At 65.9% G+C, this 15,687-nt stretch carries 17 protein-coding genes; 11 read left to right on the top strand and 6 right to left on the bottom strand.

Annotated elements, in window-relative coordinates:
- Positions 1-37 precede the first annotated feature (37 nt).
- Positions 38-853: an MBL fold metallo-hydrolase gene (locus JDV76_RS01340; protein ID WP_198735066.1), complete on the top strand. Its 816-nt coding sequence runs from the start codon at positions 38-40 to the stop codon at positions 851-853.
- 123 nt (positions 854-976) lie between these two features.
- Here the strand turns inward: JDV76_RS01340 and JDV76_RS01335 are convergent, their stop codons facing one another.
- On the bottom strand, positions 977-2,242 hold the full coding sequence (locus JDV76_RS01335) for a leucine-rich repeat domain-containing protein (protein WP_198735065.1): 1,266 nt from the start codon (positions 2,240-2,242) through the stop codon (positions 977-979).
- Positions 2,243-2,279: 37 nt separating this feature from the next.
- On the opposite strand from JDV76_RS01335, the gene JDV76_RS01330 reads away from it, so the two are divergent.
- On the top strand, positions 2,280-3,293 hold the full coding sequence (locus JDV76_RS01330) for a hypothetical protein (RefSeq protein WP_198735064.1): 1,014 nt from the start codon (positions 2,280-2,282) through the stop codon (positions 3,291-3,293).
- 179 nt (positions 3,294-3,472) lie between these two features.
- Here JDV76_RS01330 and glxR read toward each other — a convergent pair whose 3' ends face one another.
- Together glxR and JDV76_RS12760 are read right to left on the bottom strand one after the other, a co-directional pair.
- Positions 3,473-4,156 (bottom strand): CRP-like cAMP-activated global transcriptional regulator GlxR, encoded by a 684-nt coding sequence (gene glxR / locus JDV76_RS01325; protein ID WP_198735063.1) that lies wholly within the window; start codon positions 4,154-4,156, stop codon positions 3,473-3,475.
- 319 nt (positions 4,157-4,475) lie between these two features.
- Positions 4,476-4,601 (bottom strand): hypothetical protein, encoded by a 126-nt coding sequence (locus JDV76_RS12760; protein WP_255520402.1) that lies wholly within the window; start codon positions 4,599-4,601, stop codon positions 4,476-4,478.
- Between the two features lie 119 nt (positions 4,602-4,720).
- Here JDV76_RS12760 and nth point away from each other — a divergent pair, with 119 nt between their 5' ends.
- The 4 genes from nth (at position 4,721) to JDV76_RS01305 (ending at position 8,172) form a co-directional block, all read left to right on the top strand.
- The gene (gene nth, locus JDV76_RS01320; RefSeq protein WP_198735062.1) at positions 4,721-5,521 is read left to right on the top strand and encodes an endonuclease III; all 801 of its coding nucleotides are present in this window, start codon (positions 4,721-4,723) and stop codon (positions 5,519-5,521) included.
- On the top strand, positions 5,518-6,111 hold the full coding sequence (locus JDV76_RS01315) for a TlpA family protein disulfide reductase (protein WP_198735061.1): 594 nt from the start codon (positions 5,518-5,520) through the stop codon (positions 6,109-6,111). The genes nth and JDV76_RS01315 overlap by 4 nt, the downstream gene beginning before the upstream one ends.
- A gap of 83 nt (positions 6,112-6,194) precedes the next feature.
- Positions 6,195-6,881 carry an NUDIX hydrolase gene (locus JDV76_RS01310; protein ID WP_198735329.1) on the top strand — a complete coding sequence of 229 codons (687 nt, stop codon included), beginning with the start codon at positions 6,195-6,197 and terminating at the stop codon, positions 6,879-6,881.
- Between the two features lie 94 nt (positions 6,882-6,975).
- Complete coding sequence (locus tag JDV76_RS01305) at positions 6,976-8,172, top strand: MarP family serine protease (protein ID WP_248140729.1); 1,197 nt, start codon at positions 6,976-6,978, stop codon at positions 8,170-8,172.
- Between the two features lie 37 nt (positions 8,173-8,209).
- Here the strand turns inward: JDV76_RS01305 and JDV76_RS01300 are convergent, their stop codons facing one another.
- Complete coding sequence (locus JDV76_RS01300; protein WP_248140727.1) at positions 8,210-9,136, bottom strand: alpha/beta fold hydrolase; 927 nt, start codon at positions 9,134-9,136, stop codon at positions 8,210-8,212.
- A 128-nt stretch (positions 9,137-9,264) separates the two neighbouring features.
- A complete protein-coding gene (locus JDV76_RS01295) occupies positions 9,265-9,774 on the bottom strand; it encodes a phage holin family protein (protein WP_198735060.1) in 510 nt (169 codons plus the stop codon).
- A gap of 200 nt (positions 9,775-9,974) precedes the next feature.
- Here JDV76_RS01295 and JDV76_RS01290 point away from each other — a divergent pair, with 200 nt between their 5' ends.
- Positions 9,975-10,682: a hypothetical protein gene (locus tag JDV76_RS01290; protein WP_248140726.1), complete on the top strand. Its 708-nt coding sequence runs from the start codon at positions 9,975-9,977 to the stop codon at positions 10,680-10,682.
- A gap of 75 nt (positions 10,683-10,757) precedes the next feature.
- Here the strand turns inward: JDV76_RS01290 and JDV76_RS01285 are convergent, their stop codons facing one another.
- Positions 10,758-11,573 (bottom strand): HAD family hydrolase, encoded by an 816-nt coding sequence (locus JDV76_RS01285; protein ID WP_248140724.1) that lies wholly within the window; start codon positions 11,571-11,573, stop codon positions 10,758-10,760.
- 449 nt (positions 11,574-12,022) lie between these two features.
- On the opposite strand from JDV76_RS01285, the gene ssd reads away from it, so the two are divergent.
- The 4 genes from ssd to JDV76_RS01265 are packed head-to-tail and all read left to right on the top strand — an operon-like array spanning position 12,023 to position 15,592.
- The gene (gene ssd / locus JDV76_RS01280) at positions 12,023-13,075 is read left to right on the top strand and encodes a septum site-determining protein Ssd (protein ID WP_198735058.1); all 1,053 of its coding nucleotides are present in this window, start codon (positions 12,023-12,025) and stop codon (positions 13,073-13,075) included.
- A complete protein-coding gene (locus JDV76_RS01275; protein ID WP_198735057.1) occupies positions 13,072-14,229 on the top strand; it encodes a TadA family conjugal transfer-associated ATPase in 1,158 nt (385 codons plus the stop codon). Before ssd ends, JDV76_RS01275 begins: the two co-directional genes overlap by 4 nt.
- Positions 14,226-15,017: a type II secretion system F family protein gene (locus JDV76_RS01270; protein WP_198735056.1), complete on the top strand. Its 792-nt coding sequence runs from the start codon at positions 14,226-14,228 to the stop codon at positions 15,015-15,017. The genes JDV76_RS01275 and JDV76_RS01270 overlap by 4 nt, the downstream gene beginning before the upstream one ends.
- On the top strand, positions 15,014-15,592 hold the full coding sequence (locus JDV76_RS01265) for a type II secretion system F family protein (RefSeq protein WP_232958702.1): 579 nt from the start codon (positions 15,014-15,016) through the stop codon (positions 15,590-15,592). Before JDV76_RS01270 ends, JDV76_RS01265 begins: the two co-directional genes overlap by 4 nt.
- The last annotated feature ends 95 nt before the right edge of the window (positions 15,593-15,687 follow it).

Raw genomic sequence — 15,687 nt, 5'->3', positions numbered from 1 at the left:
CCGTACGTGGGCGCGACTGGCGGTTAAGCTAGTGGGCATGGAGCACCCCGCCTACAGCCAGCTGCGTCCGGTCACACCGTCAGCTGCAGTTGTCCTCAGTCCGAACCCGTCCTACGCGTCCCTGGAGGGAACCAACTCTTGGGTGATCCGTGCGGAGGGTGATCCACGGAGCATCGTCATCGACCCGGGACCGGAGGACGAGGGCCACCTCAACGTCCTCAACAGCAAGGCCAGCGAGGTCGCGCTGATCCTGATCACCCACCGGCACCACGACCACGCCGACTCCACCGGCCGGTTCCGCCAGCTCACCGGTGCGCCCGTCCGGGCCTTCGACAAGACCTACTGCCGCGAGGGCGACCCGCTGGAGGATCGGGAGATCATCTCACTCGAGGGCGTCACCCCGCAGATCGAGGTCCGCCACACCCCGGGGCACACTTCCGATTCCGCCTGCTTCTTCATCTGGAGCGGCGTCCCCCACGAGTCCACTCTCGAGGGCATCGTCACCGGTGACACCATCGCCGGTCGGCACACCACCATGATCTCCGAGACCGATGGCGACCTGGGCCTCTACCTCGACACCCTCCACATGCTGGAGAAAGAGGGCGACGGCATCCGCCTGCTCCCCGCCCACGGCCCCGATCTGCCGAGCACCGCGCAGATGGCCCGCAAGTACATCGACCGCCGCGAGCAGCGCCTCCGCCAGGTCCGCGAGGTGCGCGCCCGCCTCGGCAAGGACATTCCGCTGAAGACCATCGTCGACGAGATCTACACCGACGTAGACCCGGTGCTCCGGGGCGCGGCTGAGCAGTCGACCCGCGTCACCCTCCGGTACCTGGAGGCCAACGGCGAGTAAGAGCAACTCCGGGCGGTCAAACGCATGACGAAGCCCCTTCCCTGCGGAGTGAGGGAAGGGGCTTCGTCATGGAAACAAACGCTGGATTGAGGCGTTCATCCCCGATCTAGAGGATAGAGCCCCTCAGGAGAAGATGAACGCGACGTCGGAACCATCCTCGTATGCACGCCTGATCACGGGGTCCTCCGGAGACACGTTCGTGCCCTCCAAATCGATCGTTGCGTGCGACGTGAGCACCGATTCCGGAACAGTCGCGATCGGGTTGCCGTTGAGATGGACATTCACCCGGGAATCGTCGTTCTCCCTGCCTTGCCCGAGCCGATGATTGAGGAAAGCGGGAACCTGGGTGAGATTGTTGTTCCCCAGGGAGATCGCGTCGAGGAGCCGAATCTGACTGATGCCCTCGGGAAGACCATCGGTCAGCTGGTTGTCGGAGAGGAGAAGGAAACGGAGACCCACCGCCCCGCCCCAACCGGACGGCAGAGCGGTCAGTTGGTTTTCGCTCAAATCCAGGTAGTACAGCGACGGTAGTGTCGTGATGCTCGAGGGAAGCCCCGAGATCCTGTTGCCCGAAGCGACGAAGCTCTCCAGATTGCCCAGCTGTCCGATGGAATCGGGAAGCGTGGCTATCGCGTTGTGGGAGACGTCGACGAGCCTCAACGAGGACGCATTCCCGAGTGTCGAGGGCAGTCCGGTGAGACCGGTGCGGACCACAGTGAGGGTGTCCAGCGCCGGCGCCTCGAACAGTGAGGAAGGCAGCGACGAAAGCTCCGGTGACCAGGAAATATCCACCTGCGTGAGGTTGGATAGGGTCGCTAGTCCCTCGGGAATGCGGGACAGCTGAGGGTTCTCCTTCAACGTGATCGACTCGACGGATGTCATACCGCCGAGGCTGCCCGGCAGCTCTGTGATGCCGGTGCCGGAGATGGTGACGCTGCGGAAGACCGGGCGCTCCCCGAGATTCGCAGGCAGCGTGGTGAAATGCTCAGCGTTCAGGATTGTCAGCTGCGTCGGTGTGTCGCTGCCCGGGGCCTTGTCGATCGGGGAGAACATCGCCGCCGGAAGGTCAACGAGCCTACCACCTTCGATGACGACCGAGTGCAGAGCAGGGAAATAGCCGGTGGGCTCCGGAAGGTGCGCCCCGTTGTATTTCGTCAGATGCAGGCTCTCCAGGTGGGGGAGGTTCGACAGATCAGGAAGATTGATGGGCCACGGCTCGTAGACGTCGAGTGTTTTCAGGTCCTTCAGATGCTCGAGGCCACGCAGGCTCTCGACAAGGTAGTACTCTTCGCCGACGAATGACCACGTGCTGACAGTGAGGTCCTGTACCGGATGCTCGTCGATGTCACGCAGGGTCACATCGATCAGGGGGTCATCGGTGCGCCCCATCGCCTGATTGATCGCAACCCGAAGGCCGTCGTCAGGAATGACATTGTCGGTTTCTGCAGGCGGCTGCGGTGTGGTGGTCGTCGGCTGTGATGTGGTGCTTGGCACGGTGGTGGGTGCCGGGCTGGTCGACGTTGTCGACTTGGTGGTGGTGCTGGTGGTGGGCTTGGTGGTGGTGGGTGCCGGGCTGGTCGACTTGGTGGTGCTTGGCACGGTGGTGGGTGCCGGGCTGGTCGACTTGGTGGTGGTCGGCTTGGTGGTGGTGGTCGGCTTGGTGGTGCTCGACTTGGTGCTGGTGGTGCTTGACGTGGTGGTGCTTGGTGCCGTCGTGGTGGGCTTGGTGGTGGTGCTTGGCACGGTGGTGGGTGCCGGGCTGGTCGACTTGGTAGTGCTCGGTGTGGTGCTGGTGGTGCTCGGCTTGGTGGTGGTCGACTTGGTGGTGCTTGGCACGGTGGTGGGTGCCGGGCTGGTCGACTTGGTGGTGGTCGGCTTGGTGCTGGTGGTGCTCGGCTTGGTGCTGGTGGTGCTTGACTTGGTGGTGCTTGGTGCCGGGCTGGTCGACTGGGTGGTGGTCGGCGTCGTACTCGGCGTGGTGCTCGGGTTGGATCCTTGTCCGCCACTACTACCGGAGTTGAAGCTCCGGGAGAAGATCCCTATGAGAACAACCCCGAGAGCGGCAATGATGCCGAAGATGCCTGCGAGGAACTGCATCTGTTGGGGTGGTACATGGGGCAACACGAAGTTCGGGGCGGCCACAGGCGCGGCTACCGGAGCGATATCGGACTGCTCGGCGTTGGTGTCCGCGATGGTCGTATCGAGATTGGTCGCATACGGCCCATCGAAAGTGTGGGGATCCGCAGTGGCGTGGGGTGTGAACGAAGTGGTTAGTGCAGTGCACAAAAAGGCTGCGAGGAGAGTTCTTCTGGGTGAATGGGGACGCACGATGGGCCGTTCCTATGGTCGATGGAGAAAGGGGTGTCCGCAGATGTGGTGCTGTACGGGGGGTGTGCAGTCGGATGTGCTGACCTTTCGGACATTATCCAGGGGTTGCTAGGCATAGATATGTTTCCAAATGAAAAATAGATGAATATTTGGATACCCACTTTGGAAAACTGCGTCCGCGTGGAGATCGGGATCATCCGCGTCTATCCGTGCTTCTGGTCGGATGGCGGCGGCACCGGACGTGAAAAACCCGCCCACGGCTGTGTGTGGGCGGGTTCTGGGGTGCTGGTGTTAGCGTGCGCGTTTGGCGAGGTGTTCGGTGTCGCAGATCAGCACGCTTTTGCCTTCGAGGCGGATCCAGCCGCGGTGGGCGAACGTGGCGAGTGCCTTGTTTACGGTTTCGCGGGAGGCGCCGACGAGTTGGGCGATTTCTTCCTGGGTGAGGTCGTGGTTAACGCGTAGTGCGCCGCCTTCCTGGGTGCCGAAGCGGTTGGCGAGCTGCAGCAGGGTTTTGGCGACGCGTCCGGGGACGTCGGTGAAGATGAGGTCGGCCAGGGAGGCGTTGGTCCGGCGGAGGCGGCGGGCGAGGACGCGGAGGAGTTGTTCGGAGATTTCGGGGTGGTCGTTGATCCACTTGTGGAGCATCTCGGAGTTCATCGTCGCAGCCTGAACCTCGGTCACGCACACCGCCGACGAGGTGCGCGGACCCGGATCGAAGATGGAGAGTTCGCCGAACATGTCCGAGGGGCCCATGACGGTGAGTAGGTTCTCGCGCCCATCCGCGGCGTGCCGGGCGAGCTTCACCTTCCCGGAGGTGATGATGTAGAGCCGGTCGCCGGGCTCACCCTCGTCGAAGATGGTCGTGCCGCGCGGGTAACGCACGGTCTCGAGTTCCTGGATGAGGTTGTTGACGGCGACGGGATCGACGCCCTGAAAGATACCTGCGCGGGACAGAATCTCCTGTACGGCTTCCACTCGTTTCTCCTAATCAGATGAAGCAGGTCCGCATGTAGGGGACAGGCTGGTCCGCAGATTCTCCAGCTCACTACTCCGCCCCTGCGGGGGCATCCTGTGACGGAAAAACGTGTGCGGTCAAAAAACGTTGTTCCCCAACACTCTACTATGTTATGTGTCACGAACGCACCCTGATTGTGACCGTTTTGAAGTTTGCGGGGTCACCTCGGGGGTGGTCTCATCTGCGTTCGTGTGTTGATGACACTCACATTCCTATACAGCGAGAATGTGAAAACCGGTGTCGCCAACCGCAACCGTGGTCTGCCGGGGACCCGCGACGCTAGTTCGCGGGCTCCACAACAGGGGTCTGGGTGGTGCATCGCGTGCAGTAGGTCTCGAACCGCTCCATCTGCATGGCGAAAACAGCCAGGAACACCGGGACGAAGAGAACGGCAGCTACGGTCATGGTTCTAAAGTCTAGCCCCCTTCGGTGTTCCGTGGCGCACAATCTTCCCCTCCGGTGTGAAATCAGCGGCAAAGTACCGCGTCCCGACGACCCAGTCCCCGCCGACTAGAGTGGGACCCATGTCCGCACCACCCGTCACCCTCACCAACCCGGCCCGCCCCCGGGTCGGGGCTCACCCTGCTGCATCCGGACGGGAGACGGCCCTGGGGCGGAAGCGCCGGGCCCGGAGAATCAACCGGACTCTCGCCGTCGGATATCCCGATGCCCGCTGTGACCTGGACTTCTCATCGCCACTCGAACTTCTCGTCGCCACCGTGCTCAGTGCCCAAACCACCGATGTCCGCGTCAACCAGGTCACCCCGGCCCTGTTCGACGCCTTTCCGACGGCCGCCGACTACGCCCACGCGGACCCGGAGAGGATAGCGGAGATCATCCGGCCCACCGGGTTCTTCCGAGCTAAGACGCGGAGCCTCATCGGACTCGGCCGGGCACTGGTCGACGAACACGACGGAGAGGTTCCCGGCACACTGGAAGAACTCGTGAAACTCCCCGGGGTCGGGAGGAAGACAGCTAACGTGGTGCTCGGTGACGCCTTCGATATCCCCGGGATCACGGTGGACACCCACCTCGGACGACTGTCCCGCAGAATGGCCATGACCACCCACGACGATCCCGTCAAGGTCGAACGGGACATCGCCGGACTCATCGAACGACGTGAGTGGACGATGTTCTCCCACCGTATGATCTGGCACGGACGCCGGGTCTGCCACTCCCGAAAGCCGGCTTGCGGAGCCTGCTTCCTCGCCGCCGATTGCCCCTCCTTCGGGGCTGCCGGCCCGACGGAACCCGCCGCAGCCGCCCGCCTGATCACCAGTGACGATCGGGCCCACCTGCTCGACCTCGCAGGAGTTGACGAATGAGTCGACGCACGGCAGGGGCTGTCGCGGCCGCCGTCATCCTCACCGCACTCGTCATTCTCGCGGTGCCCGTGATGCTCCGCTCCGTCAACGGCACCGCACCGGAGACCCAGGACCCCGCCCCCCGGGAGGCGCCGACGGAGACATCCGTCGAACCGGACGCACTCGCCGGAAGACCTGCCTGCCCCGGTCCCACCGTCGCCGGAGTCGAACTCGACTGCCTCGGTGACACCGGCCCCGCACCTCCCGAAGCCCGGCCCACGGTCGCCGTCGTCTGGGCCTGGTGGTGTGCCCCCTGCAGGGAAGAGATGCCGCTGTTTGAGACCTTCGCGGACCAGCATCCCGACTACACCGTCGTAGGTGTGCATGCGGACACCGCGACCGCCGCCGGCGTCGGCAAGCTGGATGAGTGGGGAATCGAGGTGCCCAGCTACGCTGACCCGCGCGGGGCCTTCGCCGGCGCCCTGGGACTGCCGGGGGTCGTTCCGGTGACCGTGGTGACCGATGCCGCGGGAGAGATTCGGGGCACGTTCCCCCGGACGTTCACCAGCGTCGAGCAGATCGTCGATGCAGTGGAAGAGGCGTTGTCTTGAGCGATCGCACCAGCGCCGACCGCGTGGGTGGGCACCGTCAGACGCCCCCCACCCCCGACCGTCCCGGAACAAACACCGAACTGATGCCCCACGCCGCACCCGTCTGGATGCGCAAACTGGTGGACAGCGTCACCTCCGGCGAGCTTCACCGAGGGCTGCCGAAGGATTCCCGTTCCGGGGGCGACCACAACCGCCGTGCCGCCGTCCTCATGCTCTTCTCCGGAGCGGAGACCTCGGCTGAACTCCCGAATGACGCGGCGATACTGCTGACCCACCGTTCCCCGACCATGCGCTCCCACTCGGGGCAGATAGCCTTCCCCGGAGGCCGCGTCGATCCCGAAGATGTCAACGCCGTCGACTGTGCTCTCCGGGAGGCGTGGGAGGAGACCGGACTCGACCGCACGAGCATAACGCCCCTCGCCCAGCTCGACGATGTCCACATCCGGGCGTCCGGATACCCCGTCCACCCGATCGTCGCCCACTGGCACACCCGGACACCCGTCGGGGTGGTCAGCCCCGATGAAGCCGACGAAGTATTCGAGGTGCCCCTCATGCACCTCACCGATCCGGTGAATCGGCTGACCGTTGGATGGAACGACTGGCGTGGCCCCGCGTTCACCGTCGATGGATTCCTGGTCTGGGGATTCACCGCGGGGCTGCTCAACGCCGCGCTCCACCAGGCGGGTTGGGACAGCCCCTGGGACCACGACACGGTCCACAACCTCCATGACACACTCGCACGCTCGCGTAATAATGAGAGGCTGCTGTAGGACAGGCCCGTTCCAGGAGTCCTCCGGCAGCCAGTCCCGATCCATCCGCAGACCCCCACACGGGGCACAACCCAACCAAGGAAGAACCCGCGAAGTGACAGAGTCCCCGCAGCTTGTCGTTGACGGCATACTCGTCATTGCCGTACTTCTCTCCCTCTGGGGCGGATGGCGCCAGGGCGCGTTCGCGTCGGTGCTCTCCACCGTCGGTGTGCTCGCCGGCCTCATCTGTGGTGCGGCCCTGGCTCCCGTCGTGATGGGCTACACCGACTCCACGGCGCTCCGCTATCTCTACGCCCTCGGCACCGTTCTCGCCCTCGTCGCCCTCGGTAATCTCGTCGGTGGCGTCACCGGGTCGGCGCTCCGCGAGTCTGCCCGCTTCCGGCACACCCTGGTCATCGATTCGATCATCGGTGCGATCTTCCAGGCCATCGCCACGCTCATCGTGACCTGGCTCGTCGCCAGCACCCTGGCGACCGGAATCACGGGGCCCATCGCTAAGGGCATCCGGAACTCGATCGTCCTCAATATCATCGACCGGTCCACTCCGGACACCCTGGACACCTTGCCGGACAAGATCTCGGCGATGCTCAACGACACGGGACTTCCGCCGATGATCTCCCCGTTCGAGGGACGGGTGAAACACGTCGATGCGCCGGCCCCCGCGGTCAGCGATCCCGCGCTCGTGGCGGATCTGCAACCCAGCGTCATCCACGTGTTGGGTGACGCCCACCAGTGCCGCCGCCGCCTCATGGGTTCGGGATTCGTGGCGGCCCCCGACCTCGTCATCACCAACGCGCACGTGGTCGCGGGAACCGATGCGGTGCTTCTCGACACCGCACTCGGCGTCAAGGAGGCCCGCGTCGTCTTCTACGACCCGGCTGAGGACATCGCGGTCCTGCGCGCCGAGAATCTCGACCTCCCGCCACTCCGATGGGCGTCCGAACCCGCTGTGAGTGGCGAAGAAACGATCGTCATGGGATACCCGGAGTCGGGTCCCTTTGAGGCTGCTCCCGCCCGAATCCGGGAACGTCTCACCATCAACGGCCCGGACATCTACGCCACCGGGCGCGTCGAACGGGAGGCGTACACGGTCCGTGGCACGATCCGGCAGGGCAACTCCGGCGGCCCCATGGTGAACAACCGCGGGGAGGTGCTCGGTGTCGTGTTCGGTGCCGCCACGGAGGACACCGACGTTGGCTACGCTCTCACCGCCGATGAGGTCCGTGGCCGGATCGGTGACATCACCCGACTCACTGAGCCGGTGGACACTCGCGAATGTGTGGTCCGCTGATCCTGGTCCGGGGCCGTCCCTCCGGGGTACGGGTCGGCTACCGGCCGGATGCCAGCCTGTCGAGGAAATCGACGACACGGCGGGTGAAGGTCTCCGGGTCCTCGATGTGCGGGAGGTTCTTCGTCCCCGGGACAGTCACCTGTGTCCACGGTCCGTCCGTCCGGCGTGAGTTCCGGATGGCGAGCGCACGCCAGGTCCCGTTGTCTGCGCTGATCCACAGCACGGGTGCCTCGACCCTGGTGAACACCCACTTCGGGGGAAGTTGCGCCATCTCCAGGCGGGCGTTGCGCATCATCGCGGGCCCCGTGTTGTCGATGCGCGCGGCCTGGGTTCGCAGTTCGAGGTACTCGGAGAAACGGCCCGTGCGGTGGAAGGGGGCAGCCGTGTTCGTGGACAGATCGAAACGCGCCAGATCCACGGGGTCGGGCGCCAGCCGGGACGGGAGACGGGCAGTGATGCCCCGGGTCAGTGGGACCGTGTGCTGCCAGAATCGGGCGGCGATGACGCGGTTCATCTCGATGGGGTGCGACGCAGAGACCGACACGAGCGCCTTGACACACTGTGGATAGTTGGCGGCCAGGGTCCAGGCGACGGCCCCGCCGGTACCGGAACCGATGACGATCGCACCGGAGTCGCTGAGTGAATCGATGACATCGGAGATGTCCCCCACGGCGTAGCGGAGTTCGTATTCCCGGGGCGGTTTATCGGACATGCCGTACCCGCGCATGTCGACGGCCGCGACCCGGTATCCGGCTTCCGCGAGTGGCCCCATCACTTCTCGCCAGTCGAACCAGCCACCGAAAGCTCCGTGCAGTAGAACGATCAGTGGGGCGGTTGGTTCACCGACCGTCGCCACGTGGAAACGCATGCCACGGGCATAGACCCGCTCATGGCTCCATGGTCCGTCGAGTGCGACGACGGACGGTGGGTTGGGCTTTCCCTTCTTCCGGAACAAGCGTTTCACGTCCTTATCGGCGGCGACCGGCGGAGAGCCGGGGTGGGGTTGAAAAACGAGCCCGCCCCGGCGGAATGCGGCGGGGCGGGGATGGTCAGCCTCAGGAGAGAGACTGTGGGGATCGGACGGGGCCCTGACTAGGTAAGCAGACCCTGGCGTGAGGAAGCCTGGAGATTCCTCTCCGCCTGGCCCGGTACGAGGGTCTTGAGTTTCTGCACTGAGTCAATCGTCTGCTTCGGAGCGCCGATCTTCTTCACCTTCTTGTACCCGATGAACGCGACCACAGCGGCGATGACGAGCATGAACAGGAACACGATGAGGTAGGCGGCCCAGCGATCCAACCAGATGTTGAGCACTTCCGCGAGGAAGAAGAAAAAGAAGAAGGAGCTGTAAAGCGCGACGACACCGGCCACCGCGAACATGCCGCCGCCGATTGCGCCCTTCTTCGCTTCCTGCGCGAGTTCGGTTTTGGCGAGCTCGATTTCACCACGGATCAGGGTGGACATCTGGGCGGTGGCATCGGAGACAAGGTCGCCGATGGAACCCTGGCCGGCTGCGCGGGTATCGACATCGGACAGAGGGATGCTGCTCACCTTGGGGGTGAATGCGTCGTTTCCGTCTGTGAAAAGGCCGTCAGAGTTGCTCACGGTAGGTAGTCCTCCACGTGGGTGAAATATCGGATGTGTGATAGCGCCGGACGAGAGCACGGGACGAACACTGCTGGCACTGTCAGTTCAATTACTGCCAATCGTGCCACGAACACGGACTTTGTGCGAACTCCGGACCTGTCGCGGGTTTGCGGCGGACGAGGTCGGACACCAGGGAACCCGGCGGCTACCCTGGAGCCGTGAGTGACAGACCTGATCCGCTGGCTCCGCTCCGACGGCTTCCCGGAGTCGCGGAGTCCACGATGCGTGCCAGGGAGGCACTGGCTGCCGTGCACCGGAGGCCCGTCAATCTGCGTCGGCCGGAGATCACCGGGGCGGAGGCAGTTCTCCGGGGGGCCCGCGCCGGGGCGCTGATCGACGGCGCCGATGTCACCCTCGGAGAGACGATGGAGGAATCGTCGGTCCTCGCGCGGCACATCGATGTCTACAGCCTCCTCGCCCCGGAGGTCGTCCAGGACACCGCCCGCGTGTTCCTCCGCTCCCCGTTGCAGGTGCTGGCGCGGATGGATGTCCTTGCCGGGGGGACTGGACGCCCCGACCGTGCAGCCGGTGAGCTGTCGGTTCTGGCCGCCACCGTGACTTCCGGGGCTGACCCGGACCTTCTACCGGGGGTTATCCACGGTCAACTGCTGTCCGTCTCACCGTTCGGTCAGCGCACCGGTGTCATCGCGAGGGCCGCATCACGGCTGGCCGCGGTCGCCGGGGGATTCGATCCCCGCGGCCTGGCCGTACCCGAGCCGTGGCTCAACCGGCACCGGGCGGAGTATCTGGCGGCCGGGGAAGCATTCGGTACTGGGTCGCACGGGGTGGAGCGATTCCTAGTTTTGCACATGCGGTCCTACATCGCGGGGGCCGAGGAGGCGCAGGGGATCGCCGCGGCGTTGTGAACGGGGTGTGCGCGTGCTGAGCCCGTCGGATGTTGTCGCACTTCGACGGTGGGGCCGTCAGTGGATCGGGTGCGGTCAGGCACGGGCGCGTCGGGCGAGCCAGAAACCGCCCACCGTCACTGCGGCGATTCCAGCGGCGATGCCGGTCCCGATCCCCACATCGCGGCTGCTGGGCATCTGGAACAGAGGCTCCGGGTTCTTGAAGCTGCGGATTTCCCAGCCGCGCTGCAGTGCCGCTTTCTTCAGCGGTCGATCAGGGTTGACCGCGACGGCGTTGCCGACCGACTCGAGCATCGGAATGTCCGTGGCTGAGTCGGAGTAGGCGAAACTCCGGTCCAGGTCGTAGGCGTGTTCGCGGGCGAGATCCTGGAGGGCTCGGCGCTTCGCGTCGCCCTTGCAGTAGAACAGGACTTCGCCGGTGAACTTGCCGTTCTTCGTTCCTAGCCGGGTGGTGACGATCTTCTGAACACCCAGTTCGCGGGCTATGGGTTCGACGAGCTCCGCCGCAGAGGCGGAGATGATGATGACATCATGTCCGAGGGATCGGTGATGGTCGATGAGCTCCCGGGCCTCGGCGTAGATAGCCGGGGTGACCACCGAGTGCAGAGTGTCCTCGACGATGGTGCGGACCTGCTCGACATCCCACCCCGCGACCATTGCGGCGAGGTGATCCCGGGTTGAGTCCATCTGCTCGGAGGAATGACCGGCGACCATGTAGGTGGACTGAGCGAGGGTCATCCGGAGGGCCTCCGCCGGGGTGATCAGGCCGTTGTTCATGAACTCGCGACCGTACGCGTACGCGGAGGAGGTGGCGATGACCGTCTTGTCGAGATCGAAGAAGGCCGCCACGGGGGACGTGGTGGCTTTCGGGGTCGGACTCTGCTCAGACACGGGAACTAGTCTAGCTTCATTCTCCGGAGAGGAACCACAGTTGAGATGTGGCTCTTGAGGCTGATGTAAATCAAGGGGGTGAATGTGATTCTCCTTCCGCGGCCCGTCCCTGCGCGGTTCGAATGCCGCGTGTGCTGTGGGGTACATCGTCCGGGGGCGTGATCCGGTTACATTCGCCCGGTGGGGGAACGGGCGTTGTTGAACCCGGTGAATCTCTGTGCCATACTTGCCTTTGCTGGGCCCCGATATACTGTGCGGCCCGCCCCGGTCACACCCCCCCGAGACCGGGTTACGACGGCCCGCGTAACACCCCCCCGATACGCGGGCCGTCCCCATGTCTCCGTATGGGCCCTCCACCACTGTTGAATTCCCCTCGTCCCGGGGTCGTTGTCCACAGCATTCCGGTGCATCCGGCAGGTCCGGTGCACGGGAGGACGAGGCTCACCGGTATGAGTGCAACCGACAGTCCGATCCTCGTGGTGGTCGTTGATCCTGTCCTCCATCCGGAGGCCATCCACGTCGCCACCGTCACCGGCCGAACCGTGATCGACACGGTCGACCCGGAGGAGATCGCCAGATACGCACCGCGCGCGCACGCGGTACTCGCGGACGCCGATGGCTCCGCCCAGTTCCGTACCGGGACCCGGCATCCGCGTCTCTTTCTCGTCGCCCCAGATCCCGGCCCCGTCGACTGGCGGGCGGCGATGACCTGCCATGCGGAATCCGCCTTTCTTCTCCCCGCGCAATCGCCCGAACTTCTCGCCGCATTCGGTCAGGGGGATGTGACCCCGTCCGGTGGGCGGGTGCTCGGCGTCCTCGGCGCGGTCGGCGGTTCCGGGGCGAGCACACTAGCTGCGGCCGTGGCGCGGGTACTCGTCGATGACACACCGATCCTCGTCGATGCCGTCAACGGATCCGGTGGCCTGGACCTGTTGCTCTGTCTGGAGGACGCACCCGGCGCGAGATGGCCGGAGTTGGCCTTCGACCGTGGTCACGTGGAACTCACCGACCTGATGAAAGCCCTTCCCCGAACCCCCGACGGGGTCACGGTTCTCTCCACCACACGGAGCCGGATCAGAGATCCCTTCGTCCTGGAGACCGGGCGGTTGATGGCGGTCCTCGACTGCATCCGGGCCGGGGCGGGTACCGCTATCGTAGACCTGCCGTCAGGGCACGCAGGCGCCCGGTGGGCGGTGACTCTCTGTGATCTGGTGGTGCTCGTGGTTCCCGCCGAGGTGCGGGCGGTGGCCGCCGCCGCGGCGCTCACCGCAGAACTCGCCGGGCACCGGACACCCTGTTTCACGGTTCTCCGGCACCGGAGCTGGTCGGGGATAGACGCCACTGAAATGGAACGCCTGACCTCGACGGATTGCCTCGCCGAACTTGGCCAGGTGGCGAACCTTCCGAAGTCGTGTGAGCTGCACGGTCTTCCGGCCAGGCTGCCCCGGGTACTCGCGTCCACTGCCCGGGCGATCGCTGCGGAACTTGGAGAGCTCCCGTGACTGGCCGGGACGATCTCGTTGAGCGGGTCCGGCGCCGATTGGCGGAGATTCCGGAATACACGATCGCCGGGCCAGTCGAGTCCGACACGGCCCGGATCATCCGGCAGGAGGCCGGTGTCATCAGTGACGTCCAGGTACTCGAGGTGCTCCGGCAACTGCGGCATGAGTCCACGGGGGCCGGGCCGCTCGAGCACCTCCTGGCCCTTGACGGCGTCACCGATGTCGTCGTCAACGGCCCGGATGCCGTCTGGTTTGACACGGGGGACGGGCTGCACCGGGCCGACGCCGCCGCCTTCGCCTCCGACGGCGATGTCCGGCGCCTCGCGACACGGCTCGCCGCGCTCTGTGGCGGGCGCCTCGATGACGCGCACCCGTTTGTCGACGGACGGATGTGTCGCGCCGATGGCACCGTGGTCCGGGTTCACGCCCTGCTGTCGCCGCCGGCGGAGAATGGCACCTGCATCAGTCTCCGGGTGCTACGGCAGGCGACGCTGGGACTCGATGCACTCGCTGCACGCGGAACGATGCCACAGGAGATCACCGACCTCCTGCGGCACATCATCCGCTCGCGCCGGTCACTGCTGGTGGTCGGTGGCACGGGTTCCGGGAAAACCACCTTGTTGGCCGCGCTGCTCGCCGAGATCTCCCACCGGGAGCGCATCGTGTGCATCGAGGACACGGCTGAACTACATCCGGCACACCCGCACGTGGTCACTCTCGTCGCTCGTCGGGCCAATGCCGAGGGGGCCGGTGAGATCACCATGTCAGATCTGCTCCGGCAGGCGCTCCGGATGCGTCCCGACCGGATCGTCGTCGGGGAGATCCGTGGTGCCGAGGTCGTCGATCTCCTGACGGCGCTGAACACAGGTCACGACGGCGGTGCAGGCACGGTGCACGCGAACAGCCTGTCGGAGGTCCCCGCCCGGCTGGAGGCCCTCGGTGCCCTCGGCGGGCTGCACCGCACGGCGCTGCACTCCCAAGTCGCCGCCGCGATCCGGGTGGTGGTGTCCATGCGTCGATCTTCGGACGGCGGACGGCGCATCCACCAGATCGGCCTCCTGGAGGGGAACCCGGTGACGGTCGTGCCCGTCTGGGACTCCGGGGCGGGGAAGCTCGGCGGCTTCGGGGCACTGACGGAGGTGCTCGACGAATGATCCCGCTTATCCTCCTCGCCGCGGCCTGTCTGCTCGGGCCTCCGGCACCGGGGTCCCGGATTCACCCAGCGGTGCCGGGGCGGCCGAACCGGCGCCTTCCCCGGATCGTGTTCCCGCTGACCGGAATTCCCCTGGTGTTCCTCGTTCCCCCGACCGTCCTCCTCTCCGGGGTCGCCGTGGCCGGAACGTGCGCATGGTGGATCCGCGACGCCCGACGGCACCGCCACGCCGCATGTGTCGCAGATGCCACGGCGGACATCCTCGGCCGCATCGTCGCCGATCTTCACGCGGGAGCAAGCATGGCGGGCGCCGTACAGTCAGCCGTCGCCAGCCAGCGGGAGAACGCCGCCACCCCCGTGAGCGTCATCGACACACTGCAGACTGCCGCCCGCCGCGCGGCGGACGGCCCCGGCGCGGCGCTGATCCTCGCGGAGGCGCACGGCCTACCCGACCTCGCAGCGATGGGCAGACTATGGCACCTGTCGGAACGGCACGGTATTCCGCTGGCGACGGTTCTCGAGCAGGCTCAGCGGCGGATTGATGCGCGGATCCGACACCGTAATCGCACCCGGGCCGCCCTCCAGGGGCCCCAGGCGAGTGCCGTCATCCTCACGCTTCTACCTCCGGTCGGGATGCTGATGGGAGCCCTGTTGGGCGCGGAACCACTCGCCGTCCTCACCGGAGGCGGTGTCGGGGGACTGCTGTTGCTCGGAGGTGTCCTGCTGACCTGCGCGGGACTCGTCATCTCGAGGATCATCGTGCTCCGCGCGGCAGGAGACGCGGCATGATGCCCCCGATGATCTGGGCGGCCGTGACGCTCCTTCTCCTTGCCGCCGCGGCGCTCTGCTCCGGTCCGGACCCGGTCCAGCGTCTCCACCCCGGGACAGGGCACGGCCCGAAGCAACCGCGCGACCGTCCCGTTGACGCATCCCCGCTCAATATCGCCGCGGACATCGAACTGTTCGCCGCATGCACCACAGCGGGGCTTTCCACCAGGATCGCCATCGCCGCCGTCGCGGAAGCGGCGGGGTCGACGACCGCAGACGACTGGCGCAGAGCCGGTGCGCTGCTCGCGGTCGGTGCGCCGGTCACCGATGTCTGGCAGGTCCTTGCGCAGCTCCGCGGTCTCGACGAGCTCGCCCGCGCGGCCCGGCACAGCGGGGACTCCGGCGCAGGCATCGCCACAGGTTGTGAACGCATGGCCGCCCGGCTGCGTGCGGAGGCCACGGATCAGGCGGTGGGAGCCGCCGAACGGGCCGGCGTACTCATCGCCCTGCCGTTAACGCTCTGCTTCCTGCCGGCGTTCATCCTCCTTGGACTGGCGCCGATGGTGCTGAGCCTCGGGACCCCGCTGCTCGGATGACCCACGATCACCCCACCACGAACACAGAAATGAGGAAGAACCATGAACACCACCCCCAGCCCCACCAACCAGTCCGGTGAATCGCAGCCCACTGA

The organism is Corynebacterium marambiense (genome assembly GCF_016342275.1).
GTDB lineage: Bacteria > Actinomycetota > Actinomycetes > Mycobacteriales > Mycobacteriaceae > Corynebacterium > Corynebacterium marambiense.
The sequence above is the reverse complement of the archived record's forward strand: the minus strand, read 5'-3'. Positions and strand labels throughout refer to the sequence as shown.

Excerpts from the sequence above, each read along its gene's own strand:
- JDV76_RS01265 (WP_232958702.1), top strand. The coding sequence starts at position 15,014 with ATGATGCCCCCGATGATCTGGGCGGCCGTGACGCTCCTTCTCCTTGCC.
- JDV76_RS01310 (WP_198735329.1), top strand. The coding sequence starts at position 6,195 with ATGCCCCACGCCGCACCCGTCTGGATGCGCAAACTGGTGGACAGCGTC.
- JDV76_RS12760 (WP_255520402.1), bottom strand. The coding sequence starts at position 4,601 with ATGACCGTAGCTGCCGTTCTCTTCGTCCCGGTGTTCCTGGCTGTTTTC.
- JDV76_RS01270 (WP_198735056.1), top strand. The coding sequence starts at position 14,226 with ATGATCCCGCTTATCCTCCTCGCCGCGGCCTGTCTGCTCGGGCCTCCG.
- JDV76_RS01335 (WP_198735065.1), bottom strand. The coding sequence starts at position 2,242 with ATGGGGCGCACCGATGACCCCCTGATCGATGTGACCCTGCGTGACATC.
- JDV76_RS01330 (WP_198735064.1), top strand. The coding sequence starts at position 2,280 with ATGACATTGTCGGTTTCTGCAGGCGGCTGCGGTGTGGTGGTCGTCGGC.
- ssd (WP_198735058.1), top strand. The coding sequence starts at position 12,023 with ATGAGTGCAACCGACAGTCCGATCCTCGTGGTGGTCGTTGATCCTGTC.
- JDV76_RS01340 (WP_198735066.1), top strand. The coding sequence starts at position 38 with ATGGAGCACCCCGCCTACAGCCAGCTGCGTCCGGTCACACCGTCAGCT.
- JDV76_RS01315 (WP_198735061.1), top strand. The coding sequence starts at position 5,518 with ATGAGTCGACGCACGGCAGGGGCTGTCGCGGCCGCCGTCATCCTCACC.
- nth (WP_198735062.1), top strand. The coding sequence starts at position 4,721 with ATGTCCGCACCACCCGTCACCCTCACCAACCCGGCCCGCCCCCGGGTC.